At 60.6% G+C, this 15,461-nt stretch carries 16 protein-coding genes and 1 tRNA gene; 8 read left to right on the top strand and 9 right to left on the bottom strand.

All coding sequences use genetic code 11. The features are described 5' to 3' along the window. The first annotated feature begins 82 nt into the window (after positions 1-82). Positions 83-679 (top strand): hypothetical protein, encoded by a 597-nt coding sequence (locus LB556_RS00150; RefSeq protein WP_224562009.1) that lies wholly within the window; start codon positions 83-85, stop codon positions 677-679. A gap of 40 nt (positions 680-719) precedes the next feature. Here LB556_RS00150 and LB556_RS00145 read toward each other — a convergent pair whose 3' ends face one another. From LB556_RS00145 to LB556_RS00135, 3 genes are all read right to left on the bottom strand, one after another. After that, positions 720-1,487: an alpha/beta fold hydrolase gene (locus LB556_RS00145; RefSeq protein WP_224562008.1), complete on the bottom strand. Its 768-nt coding sequence runs from the start codon at positions 1,485-1,487 to the stop codon at positions 720-722. A gap of 20 nt (positions 1,488-1,507) precedes the next feature. Next, on the bottom strand, positions 1,508-2,071 hold the full coding sequence (locus LB556_RS00140) for a DUF192 domain-containing protein (RefSeq protein ID WP_224562006.1): 564 nt from the start codon (positions 2,069-2,071) through the stop codon (positions 1,508-1,510). Positions 2,072-2,208: 137 nt separating this feature from the next. Then, positions 2,209-2,805, bottom strand: a complete 597-nt coding sequence (locus tag LB556_RS00135) for a cold-shock protein (protein WP_224562004.1) — start codon at positions 2,803-2,805, stop codon at positions 2,209-2,211. A 218-nt stretch (positions 2,806-3,023) separates the two neighbouring features. On the opposite strand from LB556_RS00135, the gene LB556_RS00130 reads away from it, so the two are divergent. Together LB556_RS00130 and LB556_RS00125 are read left to right on the top strand one after the other, a co-directional pair. Next, entirely contained in the window at positions 3,024-3,464 is a 441-nt protein-coding gene (locus tag LB556_RS00130) for a VOC family protein (protein WP_224562002.1), read from the top strand. 129 nt (positions 3,465-3,593) lie between these two features. Beyond that, positions 3,594-3,887: a DUF2218 domain-containing protein gene (locus LB556_RS00125; RefSeq protein WP_224561999.1), complete on the top strand. Its 294-nt coding sequence runs from the start codon at positions 3,594-3,596 to the stop codon at positions 3,885-3,887. A 41-nt stretch (positions 3,888-3,928) separates the two neighbouring features. Here LB556_RS00125 and LB556_RS00120 read toward each other — a convergent pair whose 3' ends face one another. Continuing rightward, on the bottom strand, positions 3,929-4,513 hold the full coding sequence (locus LB556_RS00120) for a DUF1697 domain-containing protein (protein ID WP_224561998.1): 585 nt from the start codon (positions 4,511-4,513) through the stop codon (positions 3,929-3,931). Then, positions 4,510-5,766, bottom strand: a complete 1,257-nt coding sequence (ilvA, locus tag LB556_RS00115) for a threonine ammonia-lyase IlvA (RefSeq protein ID WP_224561996.1) — start codon at positions 5,764-5,766, stop codon at positions 4,510-4,512. Before ilvA ends, LB556_RS00120 begins: the two co-directional genes overlap by 4 nt. A 320-nt stretch (positions 5,767-6,086) precedes the next feature. Between ilvA and LB556_RS00110 the strand changes: the two genes are divergently transcribed. Together LB556_RS00110 and LB556_RS00105 are read left to right on the top strand one after the other, a co-directional pair. Beyond that, positions 6,087-7,160, top strand: coding sequence for an alpha/beta hydrolase (locus LB556_RS00110; RefSeq protein WP_224561994.1), 1,074 nt, complete (start codon positions 6,087-6,089; stop codon positions 7,158-7,160). A 143-nt stretch (positions 7,161-7,303) separates the two neighbouring features. After that, on the top strand, positions 7,304-8,464 hold the full coding sequence (locus LB556_RS00105; RefSeq protein WP_224561985.1) for an alpha/beta hydrolase: 1,161 nt from the start codon (positions 7,304-7,306) through the stop codon (positions 8,462-8,464). Between the two features lie 24 nt (positions 8,465-8,488). On the opposite strand, the gene ade is transcribed toward LB556_RS00105, so the two are convergent. Next, positions 8,489-10,306, bottom strand: a complete 1,818-nt coding sequence (gene ade / locus LB556_RS00100; RefSeq protein WP_224561982.1) for an adenine deaminase — start codon at positions 10,304-10,306, stop codon at positions 8,489-8,491. 320 nt (positions 10,307-10,626) lie between these two features. On the opposite strand from ade, the gene LB556_RS00095 reads away from it, so the two are divergent. After that, positions 10,627-11,295 (top strand): outer membrane protein, encoded by a 669-nt coding sequence (locus tag LB556_RS00095; protein ID WP_224561980.1) that lies wholly within the window; start codon positions 10,627-10,629, stop codon positions 11,293-11,295. 361 nt (positions 11,296-11,656) lie between these two features. Here the strand turns inward: LB556_RS00095 and LB556_RS00090 are convergent, their stop codons facing one another. Further along, complete coding sequence (locus LB556_RS00090) at positions 11,657-12,025, bottom strand: helix-turn-helix domain-containing protein (protein ID WP_224561978.1); 369 nt, start codon at positions 12,023-12,025, stop codon at positions 11,657-11,659. Positions 12,026-13,289: 1,264 nt separating this feature from the next. Here LB556_RS00090 and LB556_RS00085 point away from each other — a divergent pair. Further along, positions 13,290-13,376, top strand: a tRNA-Leu gene (locus LB556_RS00085). A gap of 205 nt (positions 13,377-13,581) precedes the next feature. Here LB556_RS00085 and LB556_RS00080 read toward each other — a convergent pair. Then, the gene (locus LB556_RS00080) at positions 13,582-13,869 is read right to left on the bottom strand and encodes a PilZ domain-containing protein (protein WP_224561976.1); all 288 of its coding nucleotides are present in this window, start codon (positions 13,867-13,869) and stop codon (positions 13,582-13,584) included. A gap of 208 nt (positions 13,870-14,077) precedes the next feature. Between LB556_RS00080 and LB556_RS00075 the strand changes: the two genes are divergently transcribed. Further along, on the top strand, positions 14,078-14,617 hold the full coding sequence (locus tag LB556_RS00075) for a J domain-containing protein (protein WP_224561974.1): 540 nt from the start codon (positions 14,078-14,080) through the stop codon (positions 14,615-14,617). Positions 14,618-14,747: 130 nt separating this feature from the next. Here LB556_RS00075 and LB556_RS00070 read toward each other — a convergent pair whose 3' ends face one another. Continuing rightward, complete coding sequence (locus LB556_RS00070; RefSeq protein WP_224561965.1) at positions 14,748-15,326, bottom strand: NUDIX domain-containing protein; 579 nt, start codon at positions 15,324-15,326, stop codon at positions 14,748-14,750. Positions 15,327-15,461 lie beyond the last annotated feature (135 nt).

Here is a 15,461-nt window from a genome sequence, read left to right as displayed (position 1 = left end):
TAAGCCAGATCATAGCACGATTGAACTCAATTTTCCTTAGTGCTGTGTCAAATGGATTTGGTTCGCAGGAATTCAAGCAGCCATGGAAAACGAACCCTTGATCGACGACGCCCTGAAAGCCGAGCTTTCGGCGCTCTATGCCGCCGAGGATCGCCGCTATCACGGCCTTGCGCACATCTCGGCAATGCTGGCGCTGGCGGGCGACTATCGAACGCTTCTAGACGACCCCGAAGCCGTCGAAGCGGCGATCTGGTTCCACGACGCCGTCTACGACAGCAGGGCCAAGGACAATGAGGCGCGAAGTGCCGCCCTTGCCGAGCAAAAGCTCGGCGGCCGCATCGATGCCGCGCGCCTAGAGCGCATCAGCGCGATGATCCTCGCCACCGCCACGCACCAGTTGCCGCCCTTCGAGGACGCCGCGGCGACGCGCGACGCCAGCCTGTTCCTCGACATGGATCTGTCGATCCTGGGCGCCGACCCGGTTGCGTTCGATGCCTATGAACGAGCGGTTCGCCGTGAATATGGATGGGTTGAAGAGCCGATGTGGCGTGCGGGACGCGGCGCGGTGCTGAAGAGCTTCCTTGCGCGACCACATATTTTTCATACGCAGGAGTTCCGGCAGCGCTTCGAACCGCAGGCCAGACACAATATCGCGCGGTCCCTGCAGGCCTTGACCTAGGTTGGTCTCCGGGACGCTTCGTCCCCAGGAAACCGGAGCCTCAGAGCGAATTTTCGGCGTAAAACTCCAGCACCCGCTGCTTGAAGGTCTTGTCGCCGACGGCCAGCATATGGTCGCGCCCCTCGATGTGGAAGGCTCGGGCGTTGGGCATCAGCGCCGCAAGTTCGTCCGGCGAACCGCCTATGTCGTCGGTGGTACCGACCGCGATCAGCGTCGGCTGGGCGATGCGGGCGACATCCTCTTCACCGAGCAATTCCCGTGACGTGGCGATGCAGGCGGCAAGCGCGCGGCGGTCGCTGCGGGTCTGGTCGGCGAAGGCGCGAAAAGAGCGGCCGCGCGGATGGTTGGTCGCGGCCGGATCCTCGGCAAGCAGGGCGGCGGCGATCGGATCCCAATCGCCGACCCCGTCGATCATGCCAATGCCGAGGCCGCCAAAGACCAGCGTCGCCACCTTGTCGGGATAGGAAAGTGCCAGGAAAGCCGCGATGCGGGCGCCCATCGAGTAGCCCATGACGTGAGCCCGCTCGATGCCGAGATGGTCGAGCAGGGCTGCCGCGTCCGAAGCCATTTTCACGGGCGTATAATCGGCTTCGTCGTAACTCTTCGATGAAGAGCCGTGGCCGCGATTGTCGAAGGCTATGGCGCGATAGCCGGCATCGTTGAGCGTCTTGAACCAGCCGGGCGATACCCAGTTGACATTATGGCTCGAGGCGAAGCCATGGATCATCAGCACCGGATCGCCCTCACCCGATGCCGGCCGGCGGTCGAGGAAGGCAAGATCGAAACCGTCATGGGAGAAAAACTGCATTGAAAGGCGGTCCTCGTCGCTCAGTCGGAATCGACGTTCGGAGAAGCGCCCTTGTCGGCCGGCGGCATGCCAGGGCCGGACGCCGTGCCTATCGCTGGATGGCGCAGCAGATCTCCGTCCGCGATGCCGTTCCTGGCGGCAGTGCCGGCCTTCAGTTCCAGAACGAAGCGGACCGGCTCACCCGGCGAGACGATCGCCTCTGATTGCGGCTCGCCCTGCTTGATTGCACGGATCCTGCCGTCCTGGCCGACGAAGATCAGATCGAGCGGCATCGGCGTGTTCTTCATCCAGAAATTGACGTCGCGTGTCTCGTCGAAGACGAACAGCATGCCGTGATTGGCGGCCATGTCCTGGCGAAACATCAGGCCGGCTTCACGCTCCGCCTCGGTGTCGGCGACCTCGATGGAGAAGGAGCGTTTGCCGTTTTTGGTCACAACGACCAGCGGCGCGGGATCGACGGGCAGAATCATCGCCTGGCCATCGGCCGCGCTGGGTAGCTGGAAATAGAAGAATGCGGCGGCGGCCATCATGGCGGCAGCCACGATGCACATCACGCCAGCCGTCAGCCCGTTCTTGTGAATCATATGAAACCCTCGGCCGGATCGCCCTAGAGCCGGATGATTTCAGGTCGAGTCGACCTGAAATCTGAATCCGTCTCTAAATCAAAGAGATAGAGCATGATGTCATCCGAAAACCGCTTCACACTTTTCGGCATCATGCTCTAGTGCGAGACCGGCAAGGTGCCCATATCGGGGTGAATTTCGGCGGCCATAAGGCCTTTGTCACCGCGACCGAAACGGACAAGCACGACCTGCCCAAGCCGAAGCTCGGTGATGCCGTAGCGCCGCAAGGTCTCCATATGGACGAAAATGTCCTCGGTGCCCTCGCCGCGTGTCAGGAAGCCAAACCCTTTTGTGCGGTTGAACCATTTGACCAGGGCGCGTTCGAGCCCGCTTTCAGGCGTCACCGAGACATGGGTGCGCTGTTCCTGCATTTCCGCGGGATGGACGGCCGTGGTGACATCCATGGAAAGCACACGGAACGCCTGCAGCCCGCGCTCGCCCTGCTTCACCAGACAAACCACGCGCGCGCCTTCCAAGGCTGTCTGGAAGCCGTCGCGTCGAAGACAAGTCACATGGAGGAGGATATCGCCCGAAACACCGTCATCCGGAAGGATGAAGCCATAGCCCTTGGCCACATCGAACCACTTGATGGCGCCGGCAATTTCGGTCAGATCGGCGGCATCGCCGCCTTCGTCTCGCGTGAAGGCGTCGGCAAGGGTTCCGGCCCGCCCCGTCAAAGAGGCCTTTTCCCCCATAAGAATGCCCCCTTTTTTTTTTGAACACCGCAACTGATTCTTGACACCAGATTAACACTGCGGCTTCCGGGGTGTGCAAGACCTGACGTGCCTTTTTTCACGGTTCATTGCGGGAATACCGAATTTGTTCTTTGCCGGCACTGCCTGCCGCCGCACGATTGCCCTTTGACCGGTCCGACCCTATGTTGCGCCGCAACCCAACAGGTCGAGGAAAACACATGCGCTATCTGCACACCATGGTCCGCATCGCCGATGTCGACGCCTCGCTCGATTTCTACTGCAACAAGCTCGGGCTGAAGGAAGTTCGCCGCTATGAAAACGAGCAGGGCCGCTTCACGCTGATCTTCCTGGCGGCGTCCGAGGATGAGCAGAGCGGCATCAACGAGAAGGCCCCCCTGGTCGAGCTCACCTACAATTGGGACCCGGAAGACTACAAGGGCGGACGCAACTTCGGCCACCTCGCCTATGAGGTCGACGACATCTATGCAACCTGCCAGCATCTGATGGACAATGGCGTCATCATCAACCGGCCGCCGCGCGACGGCAACATGGCCTTTGTCAGGTCGCCGGACGGCATCTCCATCGAGCTTCTGCAGAAAGGCCCGGCCAAGGCAAAGGCCGAACCGTGGGCGTCGATGGCGAATACCGGAAGCTGGTAATCGATCACCTTTTCGATTGGTCGACAGCCACTCCGTGGTGTTTCGCGTGGTTGCGCCCATCTATCCGGCTATGGCGCCTGCTCTGAAGAGCGGCGCCACATCGTGAGATTCAGCTTCGGAGACCCCTTCATGCCAACCAGCCATGCCGATGTCACCACGGCGCACGCTAGCCGCTACCTGCAACAGCTGTGCAAACATTGGGCGCACAAGTTTCCTGTCGAGTTCGACCCCAACCACGGCACGATCGACCTTTCACTCGGCCGCACGATCATGGACGCAGACGGCGAGGCGCTGCACATCACGGTATCAACCGACGAATCCGCTTCGATCGAGCGTCTCGAAAGCGTCGTTGCCGACCACATCAAGCGCTTTGCGTTCCGAGAAGAACTGGTCTTCGACTGGAAACGCGCCGAGGCAGCGTAGGTCGCTCATCGTGTCGCCGCCTGTCCGGCGATACGCATGGATCAATCGGCACCGGACTTGCCGCCGCGGGACTCGCCGCCGCTGGACTTGCGCGCCATCTCCAGCAGCGCCAGCACCGAGCGCCAATTGCGGGCCGTGCCCGGCACCTTCAGAACGCGTCCAATGAGATTAGCAAACACCGATTTGCCGAGCCCGTCCGGGGCGCTGAGGTAGAGCACGTCGCCCTTGACTTCGAACCGTTCCGGACCAGTGCATTTTTCAGCCAGCCGCGCCACCTCATCGGCGGTCGGCTCACGCTCCAGCGCGTAGGCGTGGAGCTTGGTGTGATCGGCGGCCGCTTCAGGATAGGGATTTTCACGCACCAGTCTTTCGAACCATCCTAAATCGCGCACCATTATGCGCGAATGGAAACCCCATTTGGTCTCGAAAGCCGCCTCGATCTGTTTGGTCAGCGCGATGGCGTCGCCCTTGTCGGCCCGAAACACGGCATTGCCGCTCTGGACATAGGTGGAGACATCGGAAAAGCCGAGATCCTCGAAGAATGACCGCAACTCCGCCATCTTGACGATGCGATTGCCGCCGACATTGATGCCGGAAAACAGGGCGATGAAGATCTTTCCGCTCATATGATGAAACCCGCCAATGTCTCGTTGTCGGTGATGTCCTGATACTGGACGCCCTCGGCCTCGAAATTCGCCTTGAGCAAATCGAAATTGCGGCGGTCCTTGGTTTCGATGCCGATCAGGACCGAGCCGAAATTGCGGGCCGATTTCTTCAGATATTCGAAGCGCGCGATGTCGTCATCCGGACCCAGCATTTCGAGGAAGTCGCGCAACGCGCCCGGCCGCTGCGGAAAGCGGATGATGAAGTATTTCTTCAGGCCTTCGAAGCGCAGCGCCCGTTCCTTGACGTCCGGCAGCCGCTCGAAGTCGAAATTGCCTCCAGAGACCACTGCAACGATGGTCTTGCCCCTGATCTCCTTCCTGGAAAAATCCTTCAGCGCATCGATCGCCAGCGCGCCGGCGGGCTCCAGGACCACGCCTTCGACGTTGAGCATCTCGATCATGGTCGCGCAAAGCCGGTTTTCCGGAACCAGCCGCACGCTGTCGACGGCAAACTCCTTGAGATAGCGCAACGGTTCGCGGCCGATCTCGGCGACCGCCGCGCCGTCGACGAAGTTGTCGACCCTTGCGAGCTTCAGCCTCTTTCCGGCCGCGAGGCTGTCGTGAAGGCTCGGCGCGCCCGCCGGCTCGCAAAAGACGAACCGCGCCTCATGGCCCTGATCGGCGAAATAGTGCGTCACCCCTGCAGCCAGACCGCCACCGCCAACCGGCAGCATGACGATGTCGGGCATGCGCGCGCCCAACATCTGGTGCGCGATCTCATAGGCGACCGTCGCCTGGCCTTCGATAATGTCCTTGTGGTCGAAGGGCGGCACCATATGGGCACCGGAGCTTTCGGTGAAGTCGAAGGCGGCGCGATAGCAATCGTCGAAGAAATCGCCGACCAGCCTGATCTCGACGAAGTCGCCGCCAAACAGCCTGGTCTTGTCAATCTTCTGCTGCGGGGTCGTCACTGGCATGAAGACCACGCCCTTCTTGCCGAAATGGCGGCAGACAAAGGCAAAGCCCTGCGCATGGTTGCCGGCGGACGCACAGACAAACAGCTCTGCCTGGTTACCTTCGCCAAGCGCCTTGCGGAAGAAGTTGAAGGCGCCGCGGATCTTGTAGGATCGCACGGGACTCAAATCCTCGCGCTTCAACAGCACCCGCGCGCCCGTTTTTTTGGACAAATAGTCATTTTCCTGCAGCGGTGTCTCCGGGAAGATTTGGCGGATGGCGGAGGCGGCGGTGGCAACGCGCGTGGAAAAGCTGGTCATGGCGACATCAATCCCGGATCGCCCGCGGGCGAGTTAGACGGCAACCCTATTACACATCCGGCCCGGCAAGACCATTGCCGGGTCGGGCCGGTACCGGCAACGGCACCTTCCCGAAATGCTCGCAAGCACTTGGGAACGTTTGTTCATGCTTTGGCATCGCGCCGGCACTTTGGCTTTCGCGCAACAGTGCCATGGCCGTCGGCAGGCGCCGACCGCATTTTGGCTGGGCACGACTTACTTCCGCCGCACTTCGCCTGCTGGGGAGAGATATCGCAGAGGGTGGACGAGCCCCTGACTGGGCTTGAGTGGAATTTCTGGACGTGCCTTTGAAGACAATTTGCATTCTTGCGCTTGCCTTGCTGGTGGCAGGCTGCGGCGGCCGCAAAACCGAAGAACTGCTCGGCAGCGCGGTGATGTCCGTGCCGGTGACGGAGATCGCGGGCAACCACTCGATCTTCATTGCCACGACCCGCAAGCCCTCCGACGATCCAAACAAGGTTTTCGACGGCGAACGTTCTGCGACGCTGAACTACGCGCGTGTCAACGTCACCGTTCCCGGCAATCACAAGACCGGCCAGATCGAGCGGCGCTCGCGCGGCAAATCGAACGATCCCGCCAAGTATTTCATGGCCTCCGAGGTCGTCGGCTACGACACGCAGCCGAAATTCGCCAACGCGCTCAGCGCCGACATAGCGGCGCGCGGCGGCCGCGTCATGGTCTTCGTCCACGGCTACAACACCGGCTTCGACGATGCCGTCTACCGCTTGACCCAGATCGTCCATGATTCAGGCTATCCGGGAACGCCCGTGCTGTTCTCGTGGGCCTCGGGCGCCAAGACGACCGACTATGTCTATGACAAGGAAAGCGCCAGTGCCGCCCGCGACCAGCTCGAAGTGACGTTGCGCATGCTGGCGCAGAGCGGCGCGCGGCGCATAGACATCGTCGCCCACTCGATGGGAACCTGGGTGACGATGGAGACGCTTCGACAGCTCGCCATCACCGGCGATCGCGATCTCGGCGGCAAGCTCGGCGATGTGGTGCTCGCCTCTCCCGATATCGACGTCGATGTGTTCAAGAGCCAGATGCGCCGCTATGGCAAGCCCGACAAGCCGTTTATCCTGCTGTTGTCGGATGACGACCGCGCGTTGAGGTTGTCCGGCCTGATCGCCGGCTCGCGGCCGCGTGTCGGGGACTACAAGGATGCCGCGGACCTTGCCTCCTACGGCGTGACGGTCGTGGATCTGTCCAAGGTCAAAGGCAGCGACAGCTTCAATCACACGAAATTCGCCGACAATCCGACCCTGGTGAAGATGATCGGCCAACGGCTGCGCGAGGATGACGGCTTTGCCAGCGACCGGGACGTGACCGACCGCATCAGCCTGCTTGGACAGTAGGTGTGCGGCGCCGCGGTTTCGCCGTGCCTGATTCATCACCGCCGGACGATTGGCCACTTTCAACTGGACCGCGCACATCTCTGGCTTTATCGAAATAGCGAGCGGCGTCATGCGTTTGACGTCCCCTATGCGGGAGCCGGCGCGTGGCCTTGCGCTTGAAGAGTCTCGGTGTCGTCGCGTTCGCGCTGCTGGTCGCTGGCTGCGCCGGAAATACGCATGACCTGCTCAACAGGACGGCGGTCATCGTGCCGGCGTCCGATATTGCGGCCACCCATGAAATATTTGTCGCCACCACCCGACAGAAGGCGCAGAAGGACCCACGGCAGGTCTTCGACGGCGACCGTTCCCCGACCACCAGCTTCGCACGGGTCGATGTCACGGTTCCGAAGAGCCATCAGGTCGGCAACATCGAGCGCGCCAAGGGGTCGGCCAACAGCAATCCGGCCAAGGATTTCACGGCCAGGGATGTCATCTTCTACGCAGGCGCGCCGCAATTCGCCAAGGCGGTCGGCGCCGACATCGCCATGCGCGGCGATCGTGCGCTGGTTTTCGTGCATGGCTTCAACAATGGTTTCGACGACGGCATCTACCGGCTGACACAGATCGCCCACGACACCAAATATCCGGGCACGCCGGTGCTGTTCTCGTGGGCGTCGAGCGCCAAGACGACGGGCTATATCTACGACAAGGACAGTTCCACCGCCGCCCGTGACGATCTCGAGGCAACGCTCAGGATGCTCGCCAAGACGCGGGTCAAGAGCATCGACATCATTGCCCATTCGATGGGGACCTGGCTGACGATGGAGGCGCTGCGCCAACTCGCCATCAGCGGCGACCGCGATCTCGGCGGCAAGTTGGGTTATGTCATCCTTGCCTCCCCGGACATCGACGTCGACGTGTTCAAGAAGCAGATGATCCGTTATGGCAAGCCCGACAAGCCGTTCGCCGTGCTGCTTTCAGGCGACGACCGGGCTCTCAAATTGTCTTCGTTCATCTCCGGCGACAAGCCGCGTGTCGGCGACTATGGCAACGCCGCCGACCTCGCCAGCTACGGCGTGGCCGTTGTCGACCTGACCAAGACGAAAGGCGGCGACGGCGGCCTCAACCACGCCAAATTCGCCGACAACCCGTTCCTGGTGCAATTGCTCGGCGACAGGCTGCGCACGCCGGCGGGCCTCGCCGCGGACGAAGACCCGGCACAGCTTGCCGATCTCGGTCAAGGCTTGGGCAAGGTCGTCGGCTCCGCCGCCGAAGTCATCATCACGACGCCGTTCAAGGTGCTGACCATCGCCACCGGCGGGTAAGCAACCAGGAGTGTACGGCCGGCTTCAGACGAACAGATCGACCTTCTGGAACGTCGTCACGTCGATCAGCCCGACATCGGAAATCCTGAGTTCGGGAATGACCACCAGCGCCAGCAGCGAGTGCTGCATGTATGCGTTGTTCAAGGAGCAGCCCATCTTGCGCATTGCCTCCGTGAGTTTCTCAGCCTTGGCCGCGACGATCTCGGCCCGTTCGTCCGACATCAGTCCGGCGATCGGCATTTCGACCAACGCCAGTTCCTTGCCCTTGGAGAACAGCACGACCCCGCCACCGACTTCCCCCAGTCGGTTCACGGCCATCGCCATGTCCTGCTTGTTGGTGCCAACGCAGATGATGTGATGGGCGTCATGGGCCACACTGGAGGCCATGGCGCAGTCGGCCATATATCCGAAACCGGAGACAAAGGCGTTGGTGACGCCGCCCGTGCCCCTGTGCCGCTCGACCAGCGCGATCTGGCAGATGTCGTTACGGCGATCCATGGCGACCAGCCCATCCTCGACCGGCAGATCGGCCTCCAGCGCGCGCGTGGGCGCCTGGTTCTCGATGACGCCGATCACCCGCACCCGCACTTCGTTGGCGCCTTTGGGGGCCGCGATGTCGAAATCGCCGGCCTTGAGGGCCTTGCCGAGCTTGACGGTGTTCTTCGCCGTCTTCGGATAGTCATAGGCCGCAATATCGATGTCGAGCTTGCCGCCCTTGGCCAGCCTGACGCCGCGCGCATAGACCTCGTCGATGCTCATCTGAGCGAGATCGGAGACGATCAGCAGGTCGGCCAACCGCCCCGGCGCGATCGAACCGATCTCGCGTTCCAGCTTGAAATGCTGGGCGGTGTTGAGCGTTGCCATCTGGATCGCGGTCACCGGCTTCAGACCCTGGCTGATGGCGTGCCGCACCACCCGATCCATGTGTCCCTCATGCACCAGCGTGCCGGAATGGCTGTCGTCCGTGCAGAGGATGAAGTTGCGCGGATCGATGCCGCTTTCCGTCACCGCCTTGATCTGCGAGGCAACGTCGTACCAGGCGGACCCCAGCCGCAGCATCGCCTTCATGCCCTGGCGCACGCGGGCAATGGCGTCCTCGGCGCGCGTGCCCTCGTGGTCGTCCTCGGGTCCGCCGGCGACATAGCCATGGAACGGCAGGCCGAGATCGCGCGAGGCATAGTGGCCGCCGACAGTCTTGCCGGCCTTCACCGTCGCCGCGATCTCCCCCGACATGACGGGATCGTTGGCCGCGACACCGGGGAAATTCATCACCTCGCCAAGTCCGATGATGTTTCCCCAGGTCATCGCCTCCGCGACATCGGCGACCGTCAGTTCGGCGCCGGCATGTTCGAGCCCGGGCGCGGAAGGTACGCAGGACGGCATCTGCACATGCACGTTGATGGGCATGGCCACGGCCTCGTCATGCATCAGCCGCACGCCCGGCAGACCCAGCACATTGGCGATCTCATGCGGATCGATGAACATGGACGTGGTTCCGTGCGGGATGACGGCGCGGCAGAACTCGGTAACCGTTACCATGCCGCTCTCGACATGCATGTGCGCGTCGCAAAGGCCGGGCACGAGGTAGCGTCCACCGGCGTCGACCACCTTGGTGCCCTGCCCTATGGTGTGGCTGGCATTCGGCCCGCAATAGGCGAATCGTCCGCCTGATATGGCGATATCGGTGCCCGCGATGATCTCGCCCGAATGGACGTTCACCCAGCGCCCGTTGCGGATGACGAGATCGGCGGGTTCGCGGCCCATCGCGACATCGACCAGATCGGTCGCCATTTCGGTCCACGGTTTGGGCTTCGTCGCGCGGGCGGTCGGCTTGCTGGCCATTAAAGACTCCTGTTTGCCCGACTGTGCCAAGCCGACGGCGTTTTGGCCAGCGAGGATGAATGGATTTACCCGGAGGCTGCCGGATTACTCGGAGTTCAGGTCAACTTCGACCTGCTGAACCCCATCCAAAATCCTCCGATGGATGGCGGCCTGCTTCGCACGGCGCGCGCACCGCCGCAATCGCGCTAGGACGCTACCCGCCGCACGCCAGACATCTGCGCGAGTCTGCGAACGGCCGTTGCAGAAATCCGATTTCCGTTCTGCCGCAAATCAGGTTAGGCTTCGACCCAGGATCTTTGACTCTTCGTTTGGGGAGTTCGATGTATCGCCCGTTGGTCGCAAGTGCCGGTCTTCTTGCCGCTCTGTCCGTGCCGGCTTTCGCCGCCGACGCGACCATTGATGTGCCGATGACGGCGCCTGGCTTCGACTGGACCGGCTACTATGCCGGCCTGCAGGCAGGATATGGCTGGGGCCGCTCCGATATATCAGGCATCGACGGAGGACCGTTTTCCGTGTCGCCAGACACAGGCGGCGGCTTCATCGGTGGCCACATCGCCGGGCTGTGGCAATTCGACGAGGCGGTGATCGGCGCCGAAGCCGACCTCAACTATTCCTCGATCGATGGCACGGCGGAGCTCGGTGGGCCTGGAAATGTCCTTGGCACGGACATCAAGTGGTTTGGGTCGGTCAACGCCAAGGCTGGATACGCGATCGATCGCGTGCTGGTCTACGGTATAGGCGGCATAGCGTTCGCCGGCGTCGAGACGTCGCAAAACGCGCGCACCGCCTTCTCCGACACAAGCACGACCGTCGGTTGGACCTTGGGTGCCGGCGTCGATTATGCGCTGACCGACAAGTTCGTCGTCGGCGCGCAGTATCGATATTATGATTTCAGCTCCGAGCACTATGACGGGTCGAACGGCTTCGTCGCCCGCGATCAGGACGTGAAGCTGAACACCGTCGGCATCAACCTGAGCTACAAGTTCTGACCGTCTCCATCGGCATCGGTGCCGAGCAAGCAGCGCGCGAACCGATCTTGCCGGATGGGGGGCGGCCGGCGTCCCCAGTGGGCGGGGGAATGGGTTGGGCCTGGGAGGCGCCGGCCATGGCGGATCAAGTCCGCCGCGCAGATATTTACCGATGCTGGCGGCGCGGATAATTCCGTGATCGCGCCAGTATCGTTATGCCGCCTCCTCTGGGTGTGCGTTCGGGCACCGCAGAACACGACCCAACGGGCTGTGCTCGGCGTCTGAAAAGGGCTGAACTGCGGACGGAGGGCCCAGTATACGCGAGAGATCTAAAATCCTCTACACACCCCCTACACTGGCGAAGGCACCCTCTAGCGTGCCGCTATCCTTCCATTTGCTGCTGCATTTGGCGAATGAGTCGTCCAGTATCGGAATGCAGCGCCCTCAGTCTGGCCAACTGCTCCGAAAATGCGTCTATTGGGCTTTCAAAGTCGTCTTCCGCAGGCCCGCTACCGATGCCGTGGAGCAGCCACGATAGGCTTACACCGAGGAGTCCGGTTATATTGAACAGACGGTGTGAACTTGGTTGCGAACGATCGCTCTCCCAAGCATTGATTGTCGACATATTGACACTTAGTTGCCATGCAAGCTCTTTGACACTCAGGCCGCTCGCATCACGAGCCCTCGAAAGACGCCCTCCGAACGTGTCGAAATCTGGGGACTGTTCAAAAATATTCGTGGTGTCGGACACCCGATCTACCTCCTGTTTGGTTGATTTTGTCATTGGATTGCATCGGCCATCGACGATGGCGCAATTCCCCGAACATGGACGATGGCCACTCAGACCACAACCCGCAGTTGGGCGAATAAACTGCACACCGTTGAAATCATTAAAGGATAATCGATACGGGAGCCCCGGCCCTCCGGGATCGTCAACTCTCTCCGGGACTGGTTCACGCCGACCCTCAAGAGTTGATCATCTGGGCGAGCGGGGCCAACAACCCCGTTTGCAATGCCCCTCACCAAACGGGTCAAGTGGTTCTCAAGCGCCGCCGCAACAGGCCTGACCGCTATCCGCTACGCCAGGGTGGCTCCTAGTGATCCGGCTGACGTGGTGAAGTTCCTGGAGCCAGAAGGCAAAAGGCGCAGGGCGACTAGAAATCTAATGCGTAGCCTTACCTAGACCTGTGGCAAATCGCGTGGTAATCGCGTGGTGATTTCCCGCAGCGGGCGTGGCGAAACTGGTATACGCAAAGGACTTAAAACCCCCAAGTGCCGTCCTTACGAGTAGAGGCTTGTTGATGGGAAAACGCTCACCGGTTCCGACTACAGATGAAGAAATCGAGGCGCTTAGTCTTGAGCAACTGAACGCTCAGATCGCCAACGCTCTGTGGGGCTATGAGAACGGCGGTAGCAGTCAAGGGCGCAAAGCGTTTTTTAAGCGGTTGGTGTGGCTTGAGAAACATCGCGAAGCCGCGCATGGCATCATAGCTAGGCAACGTCGATTTGGGGCGCCCTAGATTTCAAACCGACCTAAATTACCGGTTTCAACCCATTGCAGGCTCTCGCATTGCCTCGCTATACTTGCAGCATGACGCGACGAGAAGCCGATCCACACGTCGATTTCGATAACCCAGATTATAACCGCTACAGGTGGTATCTGGATTGCTTCGATAAAATGACAGAAGCGGTGGTTTGGACACGTCGGCTACCGATAACGACCGAGGAAGCAAGACGTGTGCTAAAGCGGGGACCGGGCCGTTCCATGGTCGGCGGGTTGCCCCTCACCAAGGCTGCCGCAGATCGCCTAAACGATACTTTGGACGAGAAGATAGCATTTGACCTTATTAATCTCGACTATGTCATCGAGCTTTGTGACACTCAAAGCGACGCTGTGACAGGGTGACGTTCGCGCGGTGGCGGTTTCCGTCAGGATGAGGTAATCACGCTTTCTCACTTCAAGATTGCGTGGGAATTCACGTGGGAAAAGCGTGAAAATCCCACATGCCTCGGAAGCGGGCGTGGCGAAACTGGTAACCGCACAAGACTTAAAATCTTGCGTCCTCAGTGACTTACGGGTTCGACCCCCGTCGCCCGCACCAGGCAGAATGTGGGAAAAAACGGACTTAAAATCCTTCGCCTTCAAAGGCTTGCGGGTTCAAGTCCCGCCGCCCGCACCATCCTTGCACTAGACTTGAAATCTCTCGGTCTCTGATCGTGCGGGTTGGATTCCGGTCGTCCGCACCAGCATGAATATCGGACTTCGCTCCCTGGAGGAGTGACCCTGAATACCGCCGACTTCCTTTATCATGTCACCTTCAGCGCGAAAGCGCCGCGGATTTGAATGCCCAGTCTCTCGCCTTTTCTCCACCGCACCTCGGCCCGATAAGTCGCACCGTCCAACGGCACGCGAAGCCGGAAGCTATCTGGCACTTCTGCCCCCGCGGCGACACGCAACTCGGCGCCGTGCTCATGCTGGTTTCTGACCGCGCAGCCTATTTCGCCATCCTGCGTGATTATGAACGCATCTTTCAAAACCACCTCTCTTAAGTGACTTCGACGCTCAATCGGCGGTTCAGAAGGTTTTTCGGTCATGGTGAGCTGCCTCCAACGAGCAAATGCTATCAGACCAAAGTCTGCGGTGCAGGACGCAAAGGTCTTACGTTTTCGCTTAAGTTCCGGTCTTGTCCGTTGTACGTTCTTTATATTAGCATATAGTGAAATATTCGACTCTACAGTCATAGCCGGGCTGGTCCCCATGAGTGCGGCGGGACAGCCAAATACATAGCACGGGAAGCCCGGTATGTTCATCGACTTCTATGAGATGCTGGAGATCAGTCCGAATGCGAATTCGGAAACGATAGAACGCATTTTTCGTCATTTTGCCATGCGCTACCATCCCGACAATCAAGTCACCGGCAACGAGTCACGCTTCAGCGACATCCTGGAGGCTCACAATACGCTCAAGGATCCGGTCAAGCGTGCGCAGTACGACATTCAGTACAAGGCCCATTTGAACCTCCGCTCCGAGCTGACCGATCAGGCGGGCAACCCCAAGAGCCTCGACCGAGATTCCGTCGTTCAAGCCAAGGTGCTTTCACTTCTTTACGTAAAACGCCGACAAGACGTTAACCATGCTGGCATCGGCGACGAAGAACTCGAACGAATGTCAGGCTGTCCGCGTGAGCACCTTGAGTTTCACCTCTGGTATCTGAAAGCGAAGGGCTGGATAGCACGAACAGAAAACGGGACGTTCGCCATCACCGTTGAAGGCATCGACCGCGTTAATTCCGAGCATCATCGTGACGCAGCCGCCACCCGACTGTTGGATCATGCGGGCTGAACTGAAATCCCTCGGACTGTCAAGCGCGTCCCATAGACGGATTTATGCGCCGCGCTTTGGCTGTTGCCTGATGCATGTCGTTCATGTCGTTGTCGCAAAACCGAGGTCACTTTCGCGCGACATGTGTTGATCAACCCGCCATCGGGTTCAGCTTCAGATGCTGGATCAGGATGATGGTCTTGGCATCGACGATGCGGCCGTCGGCGATGCCGGCCAGCGCTTCGTCAAGCGGCATTTCCAGGACCTCGATGTCCTCGCCCTCCTCCGGAGCGCCGCCACCGGCCGAGATGCGGTCGGCGGGCGAATATCGCGCGACGAAGAACCAGAGCCGCTCGGTGACGCTGCCCGGGCTCATATAGGGCGAAAACAGCCGCTCGATCTTGTTCAACCTGTAACCCAGTTCTTCCTCGGCTTCCTTGCGGATGGCGGTTTCCGGATCGTTTTCGTCCAGCAGCCCGGCACAGGCCTCGATCAGCGGTTCACGGTGGCCGGTGACATAAGCGGGATAGCGGAACTGGCGCACCAGAAGCACGGTCGAACGCTGGGGGTCATAGGGCAGGATCACCGCGCCGTCGCCGCGATCATAGGTCTGGCGAATCTGCGTTTCCCATTGTCCGTCACGCCGGCGGTAGTCGAGCACGGTCTTCTTCAGGACCGCCCAGTCATCGGAGAGAACCTCCTCCGAGCGGATACGAATGCGGTCTTCCATCTGACACCTCGATGCTTGCTGGCGATGCAGGCGTAGCCGCGAACCGTTACAGGCGCAATCGGGGCAACGATTGGTCCAGCGTTTCACCGTCTCGTGTATGGTATGGAAGGGTGATGTCGCCTAAATAGCGCATTC

The organism is Mesorhizobium sp. ES1-4, assembly GCF_020164745.1.
Taxonomy (GTDB): Bacteria; Pseudomonadota; Alphaproteobacteria; order Rhizobiales; family Rhizobiaceae; genus Mesorhizobium.
Note: the sequence above shows the minus strand (reverse complement) of the source record. Positions and strands in the feature narration are given on the sequence as shown.